This is a genomic window from Saccharospirillaceae bacterium, from assembly GCA_022448365.1.
In the GTDB taxonomy this organism is placed as follows: domain Bacteria; phylum Pseudomonadota; class Gammaproteobacteria; order Pseudomonadales; family Oceanobacteraceae; genus Bacterioplanoides.
Genome location: JAKVCS010000003.1, coordinates 211053 through 231961, shown reverse-complemented (window position 1 = coordinate 231961; position 20909 = coordinate 211053). Strand labels below are relative to the sequence as shown.

Below are 20909 nucleotides of genomic sequence, written 5' to 3'. Positions count from 1 at the left end.
TTGCCGCCAGAAGGAGCTGATAAGCCCGGCCCGTACAACTTAGATTTTGCTCCTTATCTTTGGGGTATTTTTGCGGCGCTGGATGATGACTCTGTAAAGGAGGTCGTAACACAAAAGGCAGCGCAGGTTGGATGGACGTTTGGCCTTGTTGTATTTCTGGGAAAATTAATTGATACGCTGCCTTGTGCAATAGTGGTCATGTTTCCTAAAACGGATTCAGCTCGTGAATTTAACGACGAAAAGTTTGAGCCATCTGTCTTGTCTACTCCGGCGCTTAGTCGCCGTATGGATGTAAATAAGTCGCGCAGCAAAGACAACCGTGCGTTGTTTAAAAAATTCCCTGGCGGCTTTTTGAAAATGGTTTCTTCTGGGTCTATTGGCTCCGTAAAGTCTACGCCCGCAAAGGTTGTGATCGTCGAAGAGCCGGATGATGCTGTTGGCAATCTGAAGGAGCAAGGTTCTGCTATTACGCTGCTCTGGGAGCGCACCAAACGTATACGCAATGCTAAGCGTGTACTCGGTGGGACGCCTTCCATTGATGGTTTAAGCAAGGTTCAAGAGCATATTAAAACCAGTGATCGCCGGGTGTTGCCGATTGAGTGTCACGATTGCGGCCAGACCCATGTCCTCGACTGGGAAAATGTCACATGGCTTGAGGCTGATGATGGAACCGAGCATGAGATTTACGGTACAGCTCTACCGGACTCTGCTGTGTATACCTGTCCTTGTTGTGGTTCTGCTTGGTCTGATTATCAGCGAAAAATGAATATTCGGAGGACGGTGAATGAGGCTCGCGAAGCTGGTGATCCCAATTGTGGCTGGGTAGCTCAGGCTGAGTTTCACGGCGTTGCTGGATTCGAAGAGTTGAACGAAATCTACAGCTGTCTGCCTGGTGCTGGCGTTGCTGACCTGGTTCGCGACTTTCTGAAGGCAGAACACAAGGCCGCTCAGGGTGATGAGACGGATCGAATCGTATTCGTTAATTCAAAGCTTGGTCGGCCATATGCGTATCAGGATGATCAGGCAGATGCTGAAACCCTTCGCGCAAAGGCGCTGGAATATTCAGAGCTGAACTGCCCGCGTGGTGGATTGCTGGTAACTGTCGGTATTGATGTGCAGCACGACCGGGTTGCAGTGGTTATTCGGGCCTGGGGCCGTGGTGAAGAATCTTGGTGTTTGTATTGGGGTGAGATATCGGCCTCAGTTTCGACCTCTGATATCAATGATCCGGTTTATGAAGAATTAGAAGCGCTGGTTTTTGGTGGTATTCCGCACCAGATCGGCGGGCATATTCATGCCAGCTCGGTGGGTATCGATTCATCAGACGGTAACACGAACGACGCTGTATACAGCTGGGTTCGTAAGATGGATAAGAAGTACTCGAAAACGCTGGTGATGGCGCTCAAGGGTTCCAGCTCTCAGCAAGATCCCGAGATATTCGCGACCCCATCAGGTAAACCAATCGATCATAAAAACCCGAAGAAGCGGACCAAAGCGGATAAGCATGGCTTGCGGGTTTACATGGTTGGTACCAATAAAGCTAAAGACTGGCTTGCAGCGCATATGAAGCTAGATGGCATTGGTCCTGGTCGTCACCATGTTTATCAGAATGTTCGGGCTGACTATTTTGATCAGGTAACCGGTGAAGTTAAAGCGCCGCATCGCTCGATCAGAAATCGAAAGGTGTGGCAGCAAAAAGCTGGTCGTGCTGTTGAAGCATGGGACTGTGAGGTATACGCGCTTCATGGTGCGAGGGCACGCAGAGTTCATCTTATGAAGCCTGGCCAGTGGGACGCCATTGAGCAAAAGCTGGGGCAGGTTGATCTGTTCGCGGTTGAAGAGAAAGAGGCTCAGGTTGTTGAAGAGCAGCCTAAAAAGTCACTGAAGAAATCGCGGAAACGCCGCAAATCAAACAGTTTTACAGGGTAGCGATTAGATGACGCACAACGAAAAAATGCTTGCCGCTATTCAGGCCCGGCTGGAAAAGCGAGTGGTTGCGGATCATGAAAGCTACTCCATTGATGGCAAGTCATTAAACCGTATTCCGTTTGAACAGCTGGTGAAGTACGAGCAGGTTTATGCTGTTCGTGTTGCTCGTGAGCAGCGAAAAGCGGCCGGTAAAAAGGCCCCGCGTCGAATCATTCATAGGATGTACTGATGGGAATTTGGGATATTTTCAGGGGGAGTCGTACGGAGACTCCTATTGCTGACTCTGCGGCGTCAGTAGCGAGGCATCCAAACCACAAGCAGCACGTCCGTTTTGCAGCTGCAAAGCAAAAGCAGCACAGCCTTGGGCGCTTTAGTGGTGGCTCTATGAGTGCTGATGCTGAGCTGCAGCGCGACCTAGTGCGTCTGCGTGAGGCGAGCCGTGTTTCTGGTGGTGATGTTGGTTATGTGCGTCGCTATTTCAATATGGTTCAAACGCATGTCGTCGGTGAAAACGGTCTGCGTTTGCAGTCATTGGTTCGGGATCGTGATGGCAAAATTGACCGCGATGCGAGCCGGATGATTGAGCAGGAGTTTGCTGAATGGGGTGATCGGGATACTTGCGAAGTTGGCGGTAAACTTTCTTGGGTTGCGGCGCAGGAGCTGACTGCAAAAACAACAGCCCAAGACGGCGATATGCTTATTCGCTATCACGTTGATAAGTCGAATCCGTATGGCTTTTGTACTGAGCTGATTGAGTCTGATTATCTCGATGTTTCCCTAAATCAGCAGTTGAGAAATGGCAATCGCATTGTGATGGGGGTTGAATTGAATCAGCGCCGTCAGCCGGTTGCGTACCACCTGCTGACGAATCACCCCGGCGATAACACTTGGTCTTGCGGTGGTCGGCGTTACGACCGTGTTCTTGCTGACGAGATTGGGCTGACGTTCCCTATGTGGCGACCGGGGCAGACTCGGGGGGTGCCGTGGGCGCATGCGTCGTTGTTGGAGTTATATCAGATCAACGGCATGCGCGAAGCGCAGCTGGCAGGCGCTAAAATCGGTGCCGCCAATATGTTCTTTTACGAGCGAGACCCAGAGCAAGAAGTATCTGATGATTTCGACGAAGAAGGTGAGTTCGTTCAGGAGTTGGAGGCTGGTCAGTCGTCAGTGGTGCCGGAAGGCTACAAAGTAAATTCTACTAATTACACCCAGCCAGCAGCGACTGGCTTTCAGAAGGATGCGCTTCGCGGTTCTGCTTCGGGTCTCGATGTTAACTACAACGTGCTGGGTAATGATTATGAAGGTGTTTCGTTTTCCAGTTTGCGACAGGCGGTTTTGGAAGATAGAGAGGCTTGGAAGCGCAAGCAGCGTTGGTTGATAGAGGACTTTGGTTCGCCAGTGTTTAAGCGCTGGCTGAAGATGGCGCTACTGAAAAATAAATTGCGTGGCTTGAGTCCTGCAGATTTAGCTCCGCTCAGTAAGCATAAATTCATGGGGCGTCGCTGGCCGTGGGTCGATCCACTGAAGGATGAGCAGGCGGCAGGTGAAGCGATGAAAAATATGACGACTTCACCACTTCATATCCTGCGTGATAAGGGGCTGGATATCGATGATGTTAAAAACGGCTGGGAAGAGTATTTCGATGCAATGGGAGACGTTATTGAGCGTAAGCAGCAACTGATGCCAGACAAGCCAGTCGAAAAAGCTAAGCCAGATAAAGCTGAGCAAGAATAAAACGAATTCAAATTAATAGACCGTCTCTGTTTTAAAGATAGAGGCGGTTTTTTTATGCCTGGGAAAAGGTAAAGGAAAACTGTAATGCCAAATGAGTTAAGCCCGATTCAAAAAGTGCTCGCGTCAGAGCGTGGTCTGCCTGAGCAAGAAATGGCAGCAACTATTGAGCATGTTGATGAAGAAAATCGACAGGTTACGTTTTCATTTAGCTCTGAGTATGAAGTGCAGCGTTGGTATGGCATTGAGGTTCTTGATCACTCAGACGGGGCGGTTCGCCTGGATCGTATCAATAACGGTGGTGCATTTTTGATGGATCACAACCGTCGCGATCAGCGTGGGGCGGTTGTGAAGGCGGAAATTAAAGATCGCCGTGGAATTTGCACTGTAAAGCTTAGTCGTCACGACCGGGCTGAAGAGTTGTGGCAAGACATTCTCGACGGAACACGCACGCAGGTTTCTCTGCATTACATGATTCACGAAATGGTTCTCGAAAAGCGTGAGGGTGACCTGGAGTACTACCGGGTTACTGACTGGGAGCCAACTGAAATTTCTTCTGTATCTATTGCGGCTGACCCTTCTGTTGGTATGGGGCGTTCTCAGGATGCGGGCAGAAAACCACAAACTTTAAACCCTGTAATTATCAAAGGAGTTCGAGCTATGCCGGACGAAAAAGTAGAAGTGGAAGCACCTGAAGCTTCCGAAAAGAAACCAGCTGCTGCGGCTCGCTCCGGTGGTACGCCCGCGGCAAAAACCACGGTGAAGCCAGCTGAAAAGCCGATTGATCATGCGCGTGAAATTGCAGCGATTGGTAACGAATACGGTCAGCCTGAGCTGGCTATGCGTGCTATCGCAGAAGGTAAAACGGTCGATCAATTTAAAGATGATCTGCTGCAGCAGCATCAAGAACGTTCGTCTTCTGGTGATACAAAAAGCACAGTTGTCGGTTTGGGTGATCTGGGCCTGTCAGATAAAGAGCGTTCTCAATACAGTGTATTAGGTGCTATTCGTGGTTTATTGAATCCCAAGTTGGCTGGTTTTGAGCGTGAAATCTCGGAAGAACTTGCAGACAAAACAGGCAGTGATGCTCGCGGTATTTTGGTGCCTTACGATGTGATGGGATTTGGCTTGCGTCAACAGGAAGTCGCTACTGCTGCAAAGGGTGGTGACCTCGTTTCTCAGGAATTGCACTTCGATAAATTCATTGAGGCTTTGCGTCAGGGCACTGTGCTTGGATCTTTGGGGGCGAAGGTATTGACGGGTCTGGTGGGTAACGTCGATATCCCTAAACAAACCGGTAAAGCCACCTTTGCCTGGGTTGGTGAGGATGGTGATTCCAGTGACTCAGATGTTGATTTTGGTCTGGTTTCTCTGTCGCCTGAGACAGTCACTGCATCTGTTCCATTGACTCGCCGCGTGATGCAGCAAACTGGTGGGTCGATGGAAATGCTGGTTCGTCAGGATTTGATGGCGGGCGTTTACGAAGCGCTGGATACGCGCTTGCTGACTGATATTTTGGCAACAGCGGGTATCGGCGCTGTGCCGTTTGGGGCGCCGGGCGCGCCAACCTGGGCCGAAGTGGTTGGACTTGAGACGGAGGTTGCTGAGGCTAATGCTTTGCGCAATTCACCGGCTTACCTGATGCGCCCAGCGCTAAAAGGTAAATTAAAAACCTCAGCGAAAGCTGCGAACACTGCTGAATTTATTTGGGCAAATAACGAAGTGAACGGTTATCGCGGTGCCGACATCACATCGATGGTTGCCAACAAAATTCTGTTTGGTGATTTCAGTCAGGCCATGATTGGCCTGTGGGGTGCGCTCGATCTGACGGTTGATAAATCAACCAAGGCGAAATCTGGTGGCACAGTACTGCGTCTGTTCCAGGATGCAGATACAGCGGTTCGTCATGCGGGGGCGTTTGCTCTGGGTCAGTAAGTCCGAGCGTTAAATAGACTAAAGCGGCTTCGATATCGGAGCCGCTTTTTTATTTCCAATTTGAAAAAATCAGGGGAATTCTGATGGCTAAAAAGCAAGTTAAAAAAGCTTATGTGAAGGTTCAACGAGCCTTTATGTTTGGTGGTGAAATCATCGTTCCAGGCGAAGAAAAGAAGCCAGTTATTGTTGCGGTTTCTGTGGCGCTGGGACGTGAGCTGGTCGCTAACGGTAAGGGGGAGGTTGTTGAAGAAACCAAGGGTGCAAAAGACCTGACGGTTAAAGATGAAGACGAATTCGACCTGGGTGATTAATCGTGAACATGAACGATATTCTGGCTGACGACATGGAGAATATTTTCTTGTTCGATTTCGGTCAGAACGTACTTGTTCAGGGAGGTGGCCCGGAGCGTGGTATGCGGGCCATCATTCAGCCTGGTATTTACCGGGATATTGATGGTCGGTATATCAAAGCTACCAACGAGATTACGGTCGCTGTTTCTATGCCTTTAAAAGAAAATGAGATTGTTCTGGCTCTGGATGATGATGGTTTGGTCGTTGGAAAGTACCGGGTTGGGAAAATTCTTGAGCGTGATACAGTCTCGATTATTTATGAACTGAAGCGGGAAAAGCTCGCATGACTACCTCATCAAAAAACGACCAGATGCTAAAACTGGTTGAAAAGCGGCTCAAAAAATACGCTTTAAAGGATGTACCCGCAGCGCAAAGGACTGCCATTAACAAAACATTAGCCAAGGCGAAAACACGTGTTGTTCGTGGTGTGGCGAAAGAAAGCAAAATCAGGCCGTCGGCCATTAAGAAGCGGGCGGTGATTAGCAGGGCGACTCCTAAGAAGTCGGCATCGATTGGATTTTATCGTCGTGCTGTTTCTGCCATTGCATTGGGTGCGCGGCAAACCCGGCGCGGCGTTCGTGCTGGTAGTCGTTTTTATGATCACGCATTTATTCAAAAAGTTGGTTCTAAAGGTCGTCAGCATGTGCTGAGGCGCAAAGGACGGGCGCGGTATCCATTGGAAGCGCCGAAGGTAATTATCAGAGAGCCGGTTAATACCATTACACCGAAAGTTGTTAGGCGAGTCATGAAGTCCGATTTTCAACGGCTCTATCAACACGAATTAAAACGGAGGGCTGGCCGGTGACGTTGCAGCCAATGATCAATTTACGTAACGCCGTCAAGGGCGCTTTAAAAGCTGCATACGCTGACCGCAGTGTTTTAACTGCAGAGCTGACCAGCGTTGTTTCTGATGAGGACGATGGTGTGAACCTCTCCGAGTTCTTCACGGTATTTTTTGAAGACTGGGATGAGAACGAAGAGGACGGTGACCTCGATAGTGATCAGTATGAAGTCACCACTCGCCTGACCGTAGGCTATTTCAATGAAGCTGGCGGTAACGATCAGAGTGTTCTCGATGGCGAAGCTGGTCGTATCCGTGAAGTGATTATGGATTTGCCTATCGATGGTGATATCAAACGTGACGGTGGAGAGTTTAAACCTTCTCAGGATGGCTCTACGCCGGGCGTATATTTCTTTTTTGATGTGAAATTTTCTAACTAAGCAGGGTAAGAAACGATGAAAGGTAAGGGTTTAAAAGTTTATGCGCGTGTGGTCGTGGATGAGTCGGCAGCGCCGTCAAAGGATGATTCTGATTACGTTCGCGTAAAGGGCATCAAGTCATTTGCTCCAGGTGATCAGACGGTTAACACTCAAGAAGATACAACGCTGGACCCAGAGGATAATGTCATTGGTCATACTGCTGGTATGGTTGAGCCGGGCGAAGCCACGTTCGGATATAAATATGTTGAGAGTGGTGATCCCGGTCAGCAGTTGGTAGCGGGCAGTCTGGGCAAGGTGCTGGATATCAAAGTTGAATGGGTCGATGACTCGATTGAGATTCATCGCGGCACTCTGACTAAAAAAGGCGGCAGCGAAGCAAGTGAGGAAGAGCTGCAAAAAAGCTACTCCTTAAAGCGTAAGCTGTTACCTGTGGAAATTGCAGCCGGAGCCTAACATGCAATTAGAACAACTCTACTTATTAGCGGTCAGCCTGGTGCTGGCCGTTTTTGTTTTTGGCTTTCTGATCTGGTTGATGCCGGTTGCAGGAGTGGGGTTTAAGACCAAGCGTTTCGAGCACCTCGGTTGGCGCGTTGTTTTGGTTGAGCTGACGGCTCAGCAGCGTATCGAATTTCTGCAGAGAAGCGTTGGCGTCGGTAGTGATGAAAGCCTGGCCGTCATCGTTAAGAACCTGGTAATGGCGGTTGATGTTGGGTCTCTGCATATGCGGCGGTGGTACATGCCTGCGTGGTTTATTCAGTGGCGTTTGCGGCGGTTGCCGGATGAATTGCTTGCAGCTCTGTTTCGTGAATGTGTGCAGCTAAGTCAGTTGCCTTTTGATATTGAGCAGACTGAGGCTGAGCCAGAGGCCAGCTTAAAGTCGATAGACGAGGAAATCGCCGCTAGTGACGGGTGGGATTACCTTGATGAAGAACCTGAAAAAAAGCCGAGTCCGGCTGCGCACCAGTCGGGTTCAGTCATGTCTTAGCGCTTGGCTTGGGTGTTGTTGATGTGGGTCGGATGCTTCGGCGTTTGTCTTGCTCGCAGATCGATACCTGGTACGCGCACTACAAAGTTAATCCGTGGGGTTATGGCATCGAAAGCTACAGGAATGGGCAGCTTTGCTCATCTGTGGTTAACAGTTCCGGGTTGGTGAAAAAGCCAACAAAGCCCTCTGATTTTTACCCGGTTTTTAAATAGTGGATTGGTGTCATGTCTACCAAAATGGATAAATACGTTATCTCTATTGAGGGGGAAAACCAGAAACTGGCGTTGGCTGCGACTCAATCGGTTGGACAGTTAACTCAGGTTAGAAAAGCCGCCAATGATACCCATGGCGGTATTAATAAGTTGGCTCAGGGGGTTCGACATGCATCGACAAACGTTGCTGCATTTCAGGGACCTTTGGGTGGTGTTTCTGGTCGGTTGGGCTCGTTAGCAACGCTGCTGACCAGTGTTAATCCGCTAATGGTCGCTTTGGGTCTTGGGGTTTCTGGCGTCACTCTTATCTTGACTGGTGCTGTAAAGGCATTTGATGAGCTGAATATACGCAACGCAAAAACAGAGGCTTTGCTCAAGGCAACAGGTAATGCTTCAGGTTTAACGGCGGATCAGCTGGATAAGATGGCTCGCTCAGTCGCATTAAATACGCTGGCTAGTGTCGAGGGGGTAAAAGATGCCCAGAACGTTCTGCTGACGTTTAAGTCTGTGTCCGGTGATGTTTTTGAAGATGCGATTACGCTGTCTCAGGATATGGCGGCGGTCATGGGTGGCGATGCTAAATCGTCTGCTTTACAGCTTGGTAAGGCACTCGAAAGCCCAAGCAAGGGGCTTTCTGCATTGTCTCGCTCTGGCGTTTCTTTTTCAGAATCGCAGAAGCAATTTATCAAAGATATGGAAGATGCGGGGCGTGTTGCTGATGCCCAGCGTTTTATTCTGGAAACGTTGTCAGACCAAATAGCCGGTGCTGGTTCTTCTGAAGCTAACGGTTCCGTGGCTGGGTCATTGGATACGCTCGGACAGCGCTGGCAGCGCACGATGCAGATCTTGGGGGAGACGCCCGCAGGTGTCGTCGTTGATTTTTTTAACGGCATGGCTAATGGATTAAAGCGGGTTAATGAGTGGCTTGAGACCACTGACCAAGAGCGTTTCAACGATTTGTTGGCAGAGCGGGTAAAACTTGAAGCTCAGCTGGCAACGATTAAATCGGTTGATGAGGCATATGGCCGCGAAGATAGTCGCCGTGCGCAGAATAAGCAGACAGAAATCGATGCCATTAATGCAGAGATGGCAACGATTCAGGAGGCTCGCAAGAAGGAGCTAGCTGCAGAGACAGAAGCGGCTAATGCAGCAGAAGAGTACAAAAAGAATAAGGCTGATGAGGCTGCAGTAGCAAAAGCTGAGCGTGAGGCCAAAGAGCTGGCCAAAACGCAGGACAAGCACGCGAAAGAACTTGCTGCCATGGATCTGCAATTTGCTGCCGAAGATGAAAAGCTGAATATCCAACTGGATCAGCGCCTGGCCAAAATCGATGCTTGGCAACTCAGTGAGCAAGAAGTGAAAGCGCGTGGTTTTGAAAGTATGGCTGAGCTTCAGGCCGAGTACCGCGACATGGCTTATGAGGAATTTGATGCGGGCCTCATGGCTATCGAAGTACGTGAAGCAGAAAGCCAACGCAAGCGAACAAAAGAAGCTGAAGAAGAGACGAAAAAACGGCTGGCTGCTGAAAAGCGTGCTCAACAACTTGCGTACTCTTCATTGCAATCTTCCACCGGGCAATTTACCAGCCTTTTAGAAAGTGCCGGTAAGAAAAACACCGGTATCTACAAAGCGGCTTTTATGGCTCAGAAGGCCGCAGCAATTCCATCAATGATTACGTCCACAGAAGAAGGGGCAGCTAAAGCTCTTGCGCTTGGCCCTGTAGCGGGTCCTATAGCCAGTGGAGCTATCCGGGCAATGGGTTATGCGGGTGTTGGTATTGTTGCCGGACAGACGATAGCCGGTGCATTCGAGCAAGGCGGCATTATCCCCGGTAACAGCTATACCGGCGACAACCTGTTGGCCATGGTTAATAGCCGCGAAATGGTGTTGAACGTAGGCCAACAGAAACAGCTGTTTGATATTGCTAATGGCAAAGGAGCTGGCGGTGGTGTCGGTGTTGTTGTGAATGTTATCGAAGATGCCAGTCGCGCCGGTACCCAATCGCGCAGTGCAGATGATCAGGGGCAGGAAATTATTTCCGTATTTGTCGCCAATGTTCGCAGTGGTGGTGATGCGGCTATGGCGCTCGAATCCATCTACGGCATGGAAAGGGCGGGGACCATATGACGGAAATAAATTGGACGGACTACCCCGGTATTTTACCTCTGCCACAGCTGTCAGGGTTTGGTTATAAATCGGTGTCTGGCGTCATTAGAACTCAGATGGTTTCCGGTTATACCCGGAAAAGAAACCGAACACTTAATGCGCCGACGCGCTCGGGTTCTGTTGTTTGGAAATTCACCAATGATCAACTCGCAATTTTTGAAAGTTGGTGGCGCAACGAGCTGAAAAACGGGGCCAAGGACTTTTCCATGTTGGTGAAAACACCGCGAGGGCTTCAGCGGCGTATTTGTAGTTTTGAAGATGAATATGCGGTCAGCGTTATTTCGTCTGAAAAATGGACTGTTAAAACAAAGCTGTCCATCCGAGAGATGCCGAAATTAGAGCCTGATTTAACTCGCCTGGTTATCGAAACCAATGAAACAGCCTCGGTGTTTAATGGCCTTCCAGATGTGCTGTCTGATGCCCTGAATAACAACGATCTAGTTAATAACGATTAATCGAGTAATTTTTTATGAGTGATTCTGTAATCCCCACGGTTGAAGATTTTAAACAAGCAAAAACCGATCTGGGTGTTATTAACCAGGTCGTCAACTCCGGCGAGGCCAAGGATGTTGAGTTGGGTAATGGTAAAAAGTTGCCAACATTGAAGAAAACATTAGATAGGCTGACCGCCCACAATCCATTTCGCAACCGTGGCTCGTGGCTTTCCGGGGCAACCTATGCCGTGAATGATATTTGGAAATCGTCTGATAGTGTTTGGTATGTGGCGTTGGAAGAATATTTAGCCGGTGCCAATGAATATGCGGATATCGAATCCGGAAAAGTTCAGGTTCACCAGGTGAATATCCGGTCTGATGTTTCGTCTGATGTAGCTAGTTTGGCAACCAGAAATCCAGATCAGCCAGGGGAAACGGTACGTTTGAATGGTCATTCCAGAGCTGGCTCTGGGTCAGGAGACTTTATTGCCATGTATGGCGACTATTCCGAATGGGTTTCCGCTGATCCCTTGCGCGGTGTTTATGTACCATTCCCTAGTGATAATAGCGGTAAAGATGGTGCTTGGGTCAGAGATTTATCAAGTCTAAATTTCCTAATTCCAACGATGTTTGGCCAGCATATTGGAGACCAGGATAGCTCCTCCGAGGTAGAGGCCTGTATGAAATTATGTTCAAAGCTTGGTTTTGAGTTTCGATGGATTGCAGGGGTGACTTATTGTAAGGACGTAGTTTACCCAGGAAATTTGACAATTTCTGGGTTTGGGAAGGCACTATCTCGTGTCTATGCAGCATCTGGTGATAGCGTTTATGGGGCTATTCTCGTGTCTGATAGATTTTCATATTCAGTTCAGAGTCTCGGCCGACGTGTCGCTATGCGAGAGTTTGCAATTGATGGTCGCCAGGACGACGGCATTGAGATTAATGGGGTGATTAGCTGTAATTATAGGCCTGAGTTTACAGAGATGCATTTTCGCGAATTAAATGGGGTTGGTATTTTAGCTCCCGGTAAGCTTCATGATGGGACAATTGTGAATTTTAATGCTGTTGGCATGAGGATTAAAGATTGTCGCTTTAGGGAAATGAAATCGGCGTTGAAAACAGAGAATGATGCATATTCGGACGGCTGGTTCTTGAATTGCTCAATGAATGGGTTTTCAGAGTATGCAATCGATTTGTACTCGGTGTCTGGCTGGTTTATCTCTCATAATCACCCAGATACAATGCAAAAAGGTTTTGTATCGGGTAAAACTGGGTCGGCACTATGTATTCATGATAATTACAATGAATCATTTGATAAAGCAAACATGGCATGGCCTTTGTTTATGCTGGAGGGCTTGAGGGGGTCTGGTATATCGATTCACAATAATCGTGGTTTCAATAGTTTGTCCCGGAATGATGGTCGGTTGGTCTGGATGAGTGTTAAATCTGCAATAGGCGAATTAAATGTGCGATTAAATATTCATGATAATATTATCGATGTTCGTAATAAAAACGATGCGGTTGAGTTTGTTCCTCTACTCGTTTCATCAGGGTCTGGGTCGGTCTTTAATGTCAATCATCATAATAATCAGGCTAATTCTGTAAATAAACCTATTGAGAAATCAGGCGCGGGAGTTATTAACTACAATGCAAATTATAATAGTTGGCAATATGTGTCCTCTCCAGAATCATCTGAATTCAATCAATATATTCCGGTTGGGTATAAGCTATATAATGACAATAGCAACAGTAATATATCTGGTTGGGTTTGTGTCGATTCCGGTAATAGCGCGAGTGCCGCAAAATGGAGTGCGGAATACAGGGGGATTTCACGTCAGGACTTTGATTCGGATTTAGATATTGGATTTGATGTATACGTAAATCCTATTTCTAAACATGCATTTGGTGTTGATATTAATTCTGCGCGATTTAATGATCAGGAGCGGCTCGCCCATGCGTCATATAAAATATATATTCACTCAGGCTCGAATTCATCAGAGCCGCCAGTCATGTATATAGATAATATTGTTTCGCCTATTGGATTTGATGCCGATCCTTCGTTCGAATTGGTAGAGAAGGGTGTTGTTGGTATTTATACGTTGCGAGTTGTGGCGAAATCGTTGAGTGGTGATGCTAAGTTTGGGGTTACGATTAAATAATGTCCCACACAATCAACGTTATATGCGCCTCTGCTCCCATTGACGAAACCGAATTGCTGACCCTGAAACTGGACTGCTCGCTATGGACTCAGCCTAAGCGCTGGGTTCAGGGTTGGGCGCAGGATGGTGGCTCTGGTTCTGTCGAGCTGGGTGAGTCTGGCATCATGCATGAGTACGAACCGGCGGCTGTAAATATGCAGCTGCCGAGCCGCACTGAGCAGGGTAGTCAGGATCTGAAATTTAGCATTCAGACTTTGGATGGTTCGGGTATTTCTGTGATACGTGATGTTGTAAATGCGATTGCGTCGAATGCAGACAAGAGGGTAACAGCAACGGTATCCCGGTATATGAGCAGTAACCTTTCTGCGCCAGTCGAAAGCTTTCGGATGACGGCGAAATCTGCAACCGGCTCTGTCGAAAAAGGCATCACCGTTGGGTGTGCGTTTCACGATCTGACCAATAAGGCATTTCCAGCCGGGGAAAATTCCCGATACACCGCAGACAATGCGCCTGGGCTTATCTGGATCTGACTTCGCTGTTCTTACTTTTTATTCTGACCTCTTTGTTCTGAAAAGTACCAATGAATCTAAATAAATATACCACGGTTAAATATGTGGACCGGGGGCGAACTGTACCTCGTGGCTGCGATTGCTGGGGCCTGGCTCGAATTATTCTGATGGTTGAGTTTGGTTGGCCGGAGCTACCTGAGTTTGGGTGGGTGTCGCCATCCGTTCAGCAAGATATGAACCTGGCCGAAGTTAAATCGGCCAGTTTATTTCAGGTTGTAGACCGTCCTACGGCGGGCGTAATGGTCTGTGTGTTTGATAGCGCCGGTAATTTCCGGCACGTCGGCGTTACCGTAATTGCTGACGGAATTCTTTCTGTTATTCATATCGCGTCCCGGCGCGGTGTTCAGGTTCCATCCGTTCGAGATTTTGAAAATGACTATGGCCTTACCAATAGCCGCATCGAATACCGCCAATTGCGCGGTAATCCGGGTCTTTAAAGACAAAACCCAGGCAGCGCACGAGCGCATTGAAGTGGCACCGGCAACCACGCTGATATCTTATATTAAGAGCCACTGCGATCAGTTTCAGGATGAACACAAAAAGCTGTTCAGCGCGAACCTGAATGGCCAGCCTTTGCAGTGGGAGGAACAGTGGGATATTCCGCTCAATGCCGGTGATGTTCTCGATCTGTTCAATGAGCCGAAAGAGGCAATCACGGCGACGATGCTGGTTATCAGTGTTATATCGGCTATGTATGCATACAGGGCTGCGCAAAATATACCTGATACTTACAACAGCACGGCACCTGCTGGTTCTTCAATTTATGACGTAAACGTTCAGGCAAACAAATCACGCCTCATGGGGGTGGTTCCTCTGTTGCTGGGTCGTCATAAAATCATCCCTGATTACCTGAATCAGCCACGGCGCGAGTGGAAGAATCACCAACAGGAACTGAATTTGATGTTGTGCGTTGCGCGCAATAAGGTTGAGGTCGAAGAAGATAAAATTCTGATCGGGGATACGCCGGTCAATCGGCTGTCTGATTTTGTTGATTATAGAATTTTTCAGCCTGGCGAAAATGTGACCGGTCACCCGGCGCACCGCTCTGAGTATCAGGTAAAAGAGGTCGGTGGTTCTGATGGCCGGTCGGGGCTGGAGTTGCTTGGGCCTGATTTTGATCTAAATCGTTGGGCGGGTCATATTTATGTAATTGGCAGCAAACGCCTGCAGTTGCGCGACTTGTATAACGGCACTGTGAAGTTTTTCAGCGATTACCCAGGCAATCATGTTGGAAAAATCATTGAAATTTATGATTTTCCTTCAGTAGCTGATCCTCTGTTTTCTGCATTCTATAAGGTTACTGCTCAAAATGATTCGGCAGATGAGCATTGGATCGAAGTCGAACGTTGTGATATTTCAGGGAATGTTGTGCCCGGTTGGGCAGGTTGGCCAGAGGCTGATCACTATAATTGGGTTTCTCAAAAGTATCGGGTGCTGCATCAAAGTTATGGTGCATGGCTTGGGTTCTTTTCAGCAACACCCAGCGAGCAAGGAACCACACAAACGCGGCTGGACTTTAGCTTTCCGCAAGGTTTGACCATTCTGAGCGGTGGCGGTGGCACAGACAGTCATGACGTTAAGGTCATGATTGAGTATCGCAATAACCCCGATGCCCCGATTAAAACGGAGGTTCACACTTTTTCCGATTCAACTCTGGATCAGAGGGCGTATACGCTGACCTATCATTTCCCGGAAGGCTCACAGCCAGAGTTTCGAGTTCGTCGTCTTACTCAGTCAGAAATCAGTATTGGTCACAAGGATGAATGCGACTGGGCTGGCTTGCGCTCAGAATTGCCCACGGCTGCCAGTTACCCATGGACGACGATGGCGGTTACCATTCGTGGCGATAACCGTTTAGGGTCTGCGGCTGAGAGTAAATTCAGCGTGATAGGCACCGGTTGCATACCCAATCTACAGAGGGATGGGGCGGGCAATTTCAGCTGGTCTCAAGAATTACCAACACGGAATCCGGCAGATATTGCAGCCTACGCGGTTAAGCAGTCCGGTCATGGTGATGATGCCCTGGCACTGGGAGAATTCTGGCGTTTGCGTGAGATATTCAAACAGCGGAACGATACCTTTGATGCTGTGATCGACAATGAAACCACGCTATGGAAAACGCTTGAGCGGGTGTTGAAGGTTGGTTTTTCTGAGCCGACCATCGATTTTGGCCAAGTGGTGCCAGTGCGCGATGAGCCAAAGACCGTTTTTAAGCATCAGTTTCAGGTCGACAATATCACCAGTGATTTCAGCTTTGATGCCAGTATGTTCGACGAAGATGAGCAGGATGGCTACGAGGTGGAATACTATGACAGCATTACCTGGAAGCCTAAAACCATTGTCTGTCAGTTGCCCGGTGTTGCCGGTGACAACCTGAAAAAGGTTCGGCTGTTCGGAGTGACTGACCGGACGAAAGCCTATCAGCTGGGGATGCGTATGGTGGCGGTCGATAAGTACCGCCGTATTCAATGGAAGTTCGGGACGGAAATGGACGGGTTCAACTGTCGCAAGCTCGATTACTGCGCGCTGGGTGTGGACACGCCTGAGCTTTCGCAAGTCGGGCGAGTTGTCGCGGTCGATGGTCGATTGCTTGAGTTGAGCGAGCCGGTGCAGTGGGGTGATGGTGTTCATCACATACTTGTTCGCCGTCCTGATGGTTCGGGCCAGTCTCTGATCGCAACGCCGGGACCAAGTGAATACTTCGTAAATATATCTGAGCCATTAGATTTTAAGCCGGTTCTGAATGGGTCGATGGAGCCGCCTTACTTCCAGTTTGGCGAATCAGAGCGAATGACAATACCTGCGAAACTGCGAACGATGAAGCCGAAGGGTATGCATGAAGCCTCGCTGGTTGCTGCAGAAGACAGGCCGGAGGTGTATCAGTTTGATGATGCAGTGCCGCTGGGCGGTTAGTTTATCGTCTTGATCGCACTAATGGTCGCGGTGATGATCTCATCAACTGCGGCCCGCTTCTTTTCATCTAGTTTTAGATATTCGCCTGTCCAGTCTGCTTTTGGAATGCTCGCAAGCAGTAACGCTTGATGCACTGGCATTCCTATCTCTTCCTCCAGACGAGCGATATGGTCAGAACGCAATGTTGTCTGATCATTTTCTACTCTGCTTATTGTTGCTCGCGACGTTCCAATCATGCCTGCAAACTCCAACTGATCCATCTTTAGAGATTCCCTGAGCGCTCGCCAGCGCTTGCCGGAATTGATCATTTAGTTATTAAAAATACCTCTGTGTTCATATATGAACACAATAACCGTGAATTTTACATTATGCGTTCACGGCTGAACGCGAGGATACGTTTATTTAGTTAGAATACGTTTTCTATCAGTATGTCAGGGTGTAAACAGCTCTGACGGATCGATAGAAAGTGATTTAGCGATGGACTCGATAAGATCGAAACGAGGACCTTGTGTGCCTCGTTCGATGTTTGAGATCGTGATTACAGAAACATCGACCAACTCTGCGAGCCGCTCCTGCGTGATACCTGAAAGGTTTCTGAATTTTGCAGTATTGCGGCCAAAGCGTTGCCGGAGTGATTCTGTACTCATGGTTTCCAGAGGATCAAAACTGAAAAGTATGAGTGTGAGAAAGAGGTCGTCACATAAAGTTAAACTTTAAGTTGTAGGCAATGGAGAGTTGGAGCGATGTCTATATTGTGGCTTTTAGAGTCTTGTCGTACTCAGTTGGATGTATTGACTGTTTGTGAATCGGCTGGGTGTTTAGTGACAAGAGAAATTTACATTGAAGGGATTGGGTCTTATGAATAAGGAGGCTTGTACATTAACAACGGAGCGCTGGATCACTCGTGTTGTCTCGGGTCGTGTCGAGCTGGTTCAGCGAATTCCTGAAGATGCGTTTGTCGTTGTGCCTTCAGAACTACCTATGATTTCGGCCGATCGTCAGTATGTGTCTGATGATTTGGCGGCCGAAATCGTCGGTGCAATCAAGGGGAGGTAGGTAATACCGTAAATTCTATGTCCGGGGCGGCGGTCTGAAATCGCTGTACAAATCGCGCCTCGTCTTCTTTGCAGATAAGCGCCACTTTTGGAGCTTTGCCGGTTTTGGCACTGTAGTACAGTGCTTGGCCAATTGACTCTGCCCACTTCTTGCACCAATCGAACTCAATCGCGTGTGTGTCTGTTAAACAATCAATCCTCGTCCTGTCTGGCAGGCGAAGTTCAATTTGCCCTTTCCATTGCTGGCAGTAATGGTCAACATAATCTGATTCTGTATCCATGGTGAAAGTTTATGCCGACTCCCGAAGAAATCGACGCCAGAAAACGGGCAATCCGCGCCAAGTGGCAAGATCAGGGGTTTGTAGTAATGCCAAGTGGTGAGAAAAGAGACCTGCGTTATGTGACTGGAGGTTTTCGTATCGCTGACGAGTCGTGGTTCGATGCAGTTGTAGAGCTGGTACAGCCTAATGAGTCATGGTTGGTTTTGTTTACTGATTGTTCGTTGAAATTTGATCAGCGTCATATGGGTTACCTGGCAAAGCACGGAGGGTTAGCGATGGCTGTTAGCCTTTATGATCCAGCGCAGAAAAAGGTGATCAGCAACCAACCACCGAAAGTAGTTGGTTATGACGGTATCTATGGCGAGTCTGGTGATCGGTAGGCTATCGGCAGTGCAGGGCTGATTTTAGTGATTGCCTCGGCATTTTCGTGCGTCAAAAGTGCGACAGGAAATCCTGCCGACCTCTAACGCATTGATATATGTAGTAAAATGCTTAGTGCCATCCCTATCCATCATTGGAGCGGTACTGAAACGGCGATTAAGCTTTTTTAAATGGGGCATGTATGGGATGCAAGTAAATCTATGGAGTGATGTTGCTTATTCTACATTTTTCACGTGTTCGAATGCGATTCTTAATTTTTGTTTTATTTCAGTAGAGCACGACATAATAAGTGCAATTTTTTCGCGTTTTCTTTCAATTGATACTGAGTTGGGTTGTTCTGCATCTAGTGTGATTGATTTCCGTAGAGCTGCAGTTTCAGTGCTTAGGTCTAGGTCAGAAAATTCCGGAATATTTGTAATTTGGTTCTTAAGATCCTCTAGCTGGATGATAAAAAGCTCTGTTTGGAGCAAATTCTTGGATAGAGTCGAGGAGTTTCCGGAGGTCCAATAAAGCAGTGCTGAGCTTGAAATCGAGTTTAGTTGTTCAATGATTCTAGACTTTCGGTTAAATAACTCATTTCGTGAAGCAAGCTTTTTTGCATTCCTAAAGATGACTTGCCACCCCATTAACGCTATTGCGGCAGACCCTAGGAAAACCATTACACTAACAATCGTACTTACAAGTATCTGTTCCATGGCTTAAGCCTCAAGATCTTCTTTCATTCTCCTCTTCGATGTAGCTCCAAATTTCGTTTTTGTAGCCCTCATCTTTGGTATGAATGATAAGTCTGTTTTTAACGTCGGAATAAGCAATTCCGTTTCTAAGCAGCCCAGCAAAAGACTCCTCAAGAAAGCTAGAGCCGAACCCGCGCTTAACACCATCAAGGTATATGTGGATTTCTTCTTGTGTAGAAGAGAAGGCTTCAATCAATACGTCATTCCTGAAAGCTTCTCCGCTGAATTTTCCATCACTCACATGTCTTCCAAATGGCGATGGGGAGAAGTCATCTGCGATATTTATTTTCATGTTGACACCCATGGTCGCGATTTCCTTATTCGATTGTAAAATCCCAAGCAATCAATGTTCCATTGAACTGGTTCTTGAGTATGGTTTTCTTTACAGGGATCGCATCAAGATTATATTCGTACAATCCGAGTCGACTGAGAACCAGCAGCTTATCTGTCTGAGCGGTTTGTATAGGCTTTTTTATATCATTTGAGCCTTTACCACGCCAAGGGTCGCCTGTACTCGACACTCCTTGCTTCATTGCTTCTTCAATTGCGTCAGCGTCAGATAATTGTAGCGCGGAAAGTTTCCCTGGTATAGAAATGCCACGATCACAGATGGCAAATACGAACCTGTTGTTCGAATGATCTGTGTAGGCGTAGTGCCACCATCTGGGCACGACACCTGGAGCCTCACTATAGGCGTGCTGTTTTATGTTGAGTACGGCCTCTTGAATCGCTTCCTTTAACTTGTATGGCAGCCTTATGGTATTTTCAATTTTTTCCAAGGTTGGTTCTAAGTGTTTATCTGGGTTGAAGCCACTTTGAAATTTAGAGTCAGACTTCCAAAGCTTCTCTAGTTGCTTCTTATCATTAACTTCGATTGCTTTTGTTAGGCCGCTTCTAAGAAATAATCGTTTTGCGCCGACGTTTTTGGGGCCGATGATATGGATATCAGCTTTTAGTGCTTCGTTTATTTTAACGGATGTAATTTGTGCGAAAAGAGCAAGTGCTCCGGAAGCTGTTATTTCTTGAACTAAAGATAAGTCGATCCATATCAGTTCACGCTGGCCCGCAAGTACTCGAATCAATTCAAGGTTTAGTATGCAGTGCTCTCTGTATTCTGGAGAGTAAATGCATAATTTGTTCGGGAATTTCACGAGCCCAAATTTGGCGGTTCCATCCATTTGCTTTTCCTATCCTTAGCTACTTTGTGTTTGGCTCTAATAATTGATTACAGGCCTTCAGATAGCGACCACGATTGACCAGCAGGTGCCAGCGTTTGCCGCCCACCTGGCGCCATAGCATGGCTGCTCGTATTCCGGCCAGTAGCAATGTTCGGACACGGTTGGCTGTGTGGTTTGTTTGCAGGTAGCTGGGATTGCCAGTGACCCGAATGCGGAAGCTCAGGTTGCTCAGTGTTTGCTTGTAGAGGCCCGCCAGTGAAGAAATGGTGTTCTCATGGGTAATGCCAAAGTGATCAGCCTGACGTTCTGCATTATGGATACCCTGGCCGAGGGTATTCAGCATTTCCGGCGCCTTACTGAGCTTTTTTTCCAGGTGCAACAAACTCAGGGCGTAACGCGTTACGTCTGGACTGATGCCTTGCGGGTCTTTGCCCGCGATGGCCTGTAGCTGTCTCAGGCCGATGGTCAGGCGTGTGCTGGCATCGCCATAAATATCGTGGAAGTGATCGGGATTCTGGGTGAACAAACTTTCCAATAGTGGTTGTGTAGTTTCTTGTGGAATATCTCCGGTTCGCGCCAGCTGTTCCACCAAAGAGGCAGCCTGGAAAACTGCAGCAAGAGCGGTTGCCTGCTCATAGTTACGGGTCATAGGCGTGTAGTTGTTTTCTTTCATTAT

General features: G+C 48.0%; 24 protein-coding genes. 18 read left to right on the top strand and 6 right to left on the bottom strand.

Features of this window, described 5'->3' with window-relative positions; translation table 11 throughout:
- The 16 genes from MK185_04725 to MK185_04650 all read left to right on the top strand — a co-directional run bounded on the left by MK185_04725 (position 1) and on the right by MK185_04650 (position 16604).
- Complete coding sequence (locus MK185_04725) at positions 1-1929, top strand: phage terminase large subunit family protein (protein ID MCH2039913.1); 1929 nt, start codon at positions 1-3, stop codon at positions 1927-1929.
- 7 nt (positions 1930-1936) lie between these two features.
- Entirely contained in the window at positions 1937-2158 is a 222-nt protein-coding gene (locus tag MK185_04720) for a hypothetical protein (GenBank protein MCH2039912.1), read from the top strand.
- Complete coding sequence (locus tag MK185_04715) at positions 2158-3663, top strand: phage portal protein (protein ID MCH2039911.1); 1506 nt, start codon at positions 2158-2160, stop codon at positions 3661-3663. Before MK185_04720 ends, MK185_04715 begins: the two co-directional genes overlap by 1 nt.
- A gap of 84 nt (positions 3664-3747) precedes the next feature.
- Entirely contained in the window at positions 3748-5595 is a 1848-nt protein-coding gene (locus MK185_04710) for a phage major capsid protein (GenBank protein MCH2039910.1), read from the top strand.
- An 83-nt stretch (positions 5596-5678) separates the two neighbouring features.
- The gene (locus MK185_04705) at positions 5679-5906 is read left to right on the top strand and encodes a hypothetical protein (protein MCH2039909.1); all 228 of its coding nucleotides are present in this window, start codon (positions 5679-5681) and stop codon (positions 5904-5906) included.
- A 2-nt stretch (positions 5907-5908) separates the two neighbouring features.
- The gene (locus tag MK185_04700) at positions 5909-6232 is read left to right on the top strand and encodes a hypothetical protein (GenBank protein MCH2039908.1); all 324 of its coding nucleotides are present in this window, start codon (positions 5909-5911) and stop codon (positions 6230-6232) included.
- Positions 6229-6750, top strand: a complete 522-nt coding sequence (locus tag MK185_04695) for a phage tail protein (GenBank protein MCH2039907.1) — start codon at positions 6229-6231, stop codon at positions 6748-6750. Before MK185_04700 ends, MK185_04695 begins: the two co-directional genes overlap by 4 nt.
- Positions 6747-7166, top strand: a complete 420-nt coding sequence (locus MK185_04690) for a hypothetical protein (protein MCH2039906.1) — start codon at positions 6747-6749, stop codon at positions 7164-7166. The genes MK185_04695 and MK185_04690 overlap by 4 nt, the downstream gene beginning before the upstream one ends.
- Positions 7167-7181: 15 nt before the next feature.
- On the top strand, positions 7182-7619 hold the full coding sequence (locus MK185_04685) for a hypothetical protein (protein ID MCH2039905.1): 438 nt from the start codon (positions 7182-7184) through the stop codon (positions 7617-7619).
- Position 7620: 1 nt separating this feature from the next.
- On the top strand, positions 7621-8151 hold the full coding sequence (locus tag MK185_04680) for a hypothetical protein (protein MCH2039904.1): 531 nt from the start codon (positions 7621-7623) through the stop codon (positions 8149-8151).
- Positions 8152-8375: 224 nt separating this feature from the next.
- Positions 8376-10490, top strand: a complete 2115-nt coding sequence (locus MK185_04675; GenBank protein ID MCH2039903.1) for a phage tail length tape measure family protein — start codon at positions 8376-8378, stop codon at positions 10488-10490.
- 71 nt (positions 10491-10561) lie between these two features.
- Positions 10562-10984, top strand: a complete 423-nt coding sequence (locus MK185_04670) for a hypothetical protein (GenBank protein ID MCH2039902.1) — start codon at positions 10562-10564, stop codon at positions 10982-10984.
- Positions 10985-10998: 14 nt separating this feature from the next.
- The gene (locus MK185_04665; protein MCH2039901.1) at positions 10999-13122 is read left to right on the top strand and encodes a hypothetical protein; all 2124 of its coding nucleotides are present in this window, start codon (positions 10999-11001) and stop codon (positions 13120-13122) included.
- Positions 13122-13652 carry a DUF1833 domain-containing protein gene (locus MK185_04660; GenBank protein ID MCH2039900.1) on the top strand — a complete coding sequence of 177 codons (531 nt, stop codon included), beginning with the start codon at positions 13122-13124 and terminating at the stop codon, positions 13650-13652. The genes MK185_04665 and MK185_04660 overlap by 1 nt, the downstream gene beginning before the upstream one ends.
- Before the next feature lie 50 nt (positions 13653-13702).
- On the top strand, positions 13703-14128 hold the full coding sequence (locus MK185_04655; GenBank protein MCH2039899.1) for a hypothetical protein: 426 nt from the start codon (positions 13703-13705) through the stop codon (positions 14126-14128).
- The gene (locus tag MK185_04650; GenBank protein ID MCH2039898.1) at positions 14070-16604 is read left to right on the top strand and encodes a phage tail protein; all 2535 of its coding nucleotides are present in this window, start codon (positions 14070-14072) and stop codon (positions 16602-16604) included. Before MK185_04655 ends, MK185_04650 begins: the two co-directional genes overlap by 59 nt.
- Here the strand turns inward: MK185_04650 and MK185_04645 are convergent.
- Both MK185_04645 and MK185_04640 read right to left on the bottom strand, forming a co-directional pair.
- Positions 16601-16864 (bottom strand): helix-turn-helix domain-containing protein, encoded by a 264-nt coding sequence (locus tag MK185_04645; protein ID MCH2039897.1) that lies wholly within the window; start codon positions 16862-16864, stop codon positions 16601-16603. The genes MK185_04650 and MK185_04645 overlap by 4 nt on opposite strands.
- Before the next feature lie 171 nt (positions 16865-17035).
- The gene (locus MK185_04640) at positions 17036-17251 is read right to left on the bottom strand and encodes a helix-turn-helix transcriptional regulator (protein ID MCH2039896.1); all 216 of its coding nucleotides are present in this window, start codon (positions 17249-17251) and stop codon (positions 17036-17038) included.
- Between the two features lie 211 nt (positions 17252-17462).
- On the opposite strand from MK185_04640, the gene MK185_04635 reads away from it, so the two are divergent.
- Positions 17463-17660: a hypothetical protein gene (locus MK185_04635; GenBank protein MCH2039895.1), complete on the top strand. Its 198-nt coding sequence runs from the start codon at positions 17463-17465 to the stop codon at positions 17658-17660.
- A gap of 291 nt (positions 17661-17951) precedes the next feature.
- On the top strand, positions 17952-18320 hold the full coding sequence (locus MK185_04630) for a hypothetical protein (GenBank protein ID MCH2039894.1): 369 nt from the start codon (positions 17952-17954) through the stop codon (positions 18318-18320).
- Between the two features lie 216 nt (positions 18321-18536).
- Here MK185_04630 and MK185_04625 read toward each other — a convergent pair whose 3' ends face one another.
- Genes MK185_04625 through hflD form a run of 4 tightly spaced genes read right to left on the bottom strand, consistent with a single transcriptional unit; the run spans position 18537 to position 20906 of the window.
- A complete protein-coding gene (locus MK185_04625) occupies positions 18537-19016 on the bottom strand; it encodes a hypothetical protein (protein ID MCH2039893.1) in 480 nt (159 codons plus the stop codon).
- A 10-nt stretch (positions 19017-19026) separates the two neighbouring features.
- Entirely contained in the window at positions 19027-19359 is a 333-nt protein-coding gene (locus MK185_04620; protein MCH2039892.1) for an STAS-like domain-containing protein, read from the bottom strand.
- A gap of 13 nt (positions 19360-19372) precedes the next feature.
- Positions 19373-20233: a hypothetical protein gene (locus tag MK185_04615; protein ID MCH2039891.1), complete on the bottom strand. Its 861-nt coding sequence runs from the start codon at positions 20231-20233 to the stop codon at positions 19373-19375.
- A gap of 19 nt (positions 20234-20252) precedes the next feature.
- Entirely contained in the window at positions 20253-20906 is a 654-nt protein-coding gene (hflD, locus tag MK185_04610) for a high frequency lysogenization protein HflD (GenBank protein MCH2039890.1), read from the bottom strand.
- Between the last annotated feature and the right edge of the window lie 3 nt (positions 20907-20909).

What these genes read in the sequence shown, in the direction of transcription:
- MK185_04720 (MCH2039912.1), top strand. Translation starts at nt 1,937, where the DNA reads ATGACGCACAACGAAAAAATGCTTGCCGCTATTCAGGCCCGGCTGGAA.
- MK185_04715 (MCH2039911.1), top strand. Translation starts at nt 2,158, where the DNA reads ATGGGAATTTGGGATATTTTCAGGGGGAGTCGTACGGAGACTCCTATT.
- MK185_04710 (MCH2039910.1), top strand. Translation starts at nt 3,748, where the DNA reads ATGCCAAATGAGTTAAGCCCGATTCAAAAAGTGCTCGCGTCAGAGCGT.
- MK185_04705 (MCH2039909.1), top strand. Translation starts at nt 5,679, where the DNA reads ATGGCTAAAAAGCAAGTTAAAAAAGCTTATGTGAAGGTTCAACGAGCC.
- MK185_04695 (MCH2039907.1), top strand. Translation starts at nt 6,229, where the DNA reads ATGACTACCTCATCAAAAAACGACCAGATGCTAAAACTGGTTGAAAAG.
- MK185_04685 (MCH2039905.1), top strand. Translation starts at nt 7,182, where the DNA reads ATGAAAGGTAAGGGTTTAAAAGTTTATGCGCGTGTGGTCGTGGATGAG.
- MK185_04680 (MCH2039904.1), top strand. Translation starts at nt 7,621, where the DNA reads ATGCAATTAGAACAACTCTACTTATTAGCGGTCAGCCTGGTGCTGGCC.
- MK185_04675 (MCH2039903.1), top strand. Translation starts at nt 8,376, where the DNA reads ATGTCTACCAAAATGGATAAATACGTTATCTCTATTGAGGGGGAAAAC.
- MK185_04665 (MCH2039901.1), top strand. Translation starts at nt 10,999, where the DNA reads ATGAGTGATTCTGTAATCCCCACGGTTGAAGATTTTAAACAAGCAAAA.
- MK185_04660 (MCH2039900.1), top strand. Translation starts at nt 13,122, where the DNA reads ATGTCCCACACAATCAACGTTATATGCGCCTCTGCTCCCATTGACGAA.
- MK185_04655 (MCH2039899.1), top strand. Translation starts at nt 13,703, where the DNA reads ATGAATCTAAATAAATATACCACGGTTAAATATGTGGACCGGGGGCGA.
- MK185_04650 (MCH2039898.1), top strand. Translation starts at nt 14,070, where the DNA reads ATGGCCTTACCAATAGCCGCATCGAATACCGCCAATTGCGCGGTAATC.
- MK185_04645 (MCH2039897.1), bottom strand. Translation starts at nt 16,864, where the DNA reads ATGGATCAGTTGGAGTTTGCAGGCATGATTGGAACGTCGCGAGCAACA.
- MK185_04640 (MCH2039896.1), bottom strand. Translation starts at nt 17,251, where the DNA reads ATGAGTACAGAATCACTCCGGCAACGCTTTGGCCGCAATACTGCAAAA.
- MK185_04635 (MCH2039895.1), top strand. Translation starts at nt 17,463, where the DNA reads ATGAATAAGGAGGCTTGTACATTAACAACGGAGCGCTGGATCACTCGT.
- MK185_04630 (MCH2039894.1), top strand. Translation starts at nt 17,952, where the DNA reads ATGCCGACTCCCGAAGAAATCGACGCCAGAAAACGGGCAATCCGCGCC.
- MK185_04625 (MCH2039893.1), bottom strand. Translation starts at nt 19,016, where the DNA reads ATGGAACAGATACTTGTAAGTACGATTGTTAGTGTAATGGTTTTCCTA.
- MK185_04620 (MCH2039892.1), bottom strand. Translation starts at nt 19,359, where the DNA reads ATGGGTGTCAACATGAAAATAAATATCGCAGATGACTTCTCCCCATCG.
- MK185_04615 (MCH2039891.1), bottom strand. Translation starts at nt 20,233, where the DNA reads ATGGATGGAACCGCCAAATTTGGGCTCGTGAAATTCCCGAACAAATTA.
- hflD (MCH2039890.1), bottom strand. Translation starts at nt 20,906, where the DNA reads ATGAAAGAAAACAACTACACGCCTATGACCCGTAACTATGAGCAGGCA.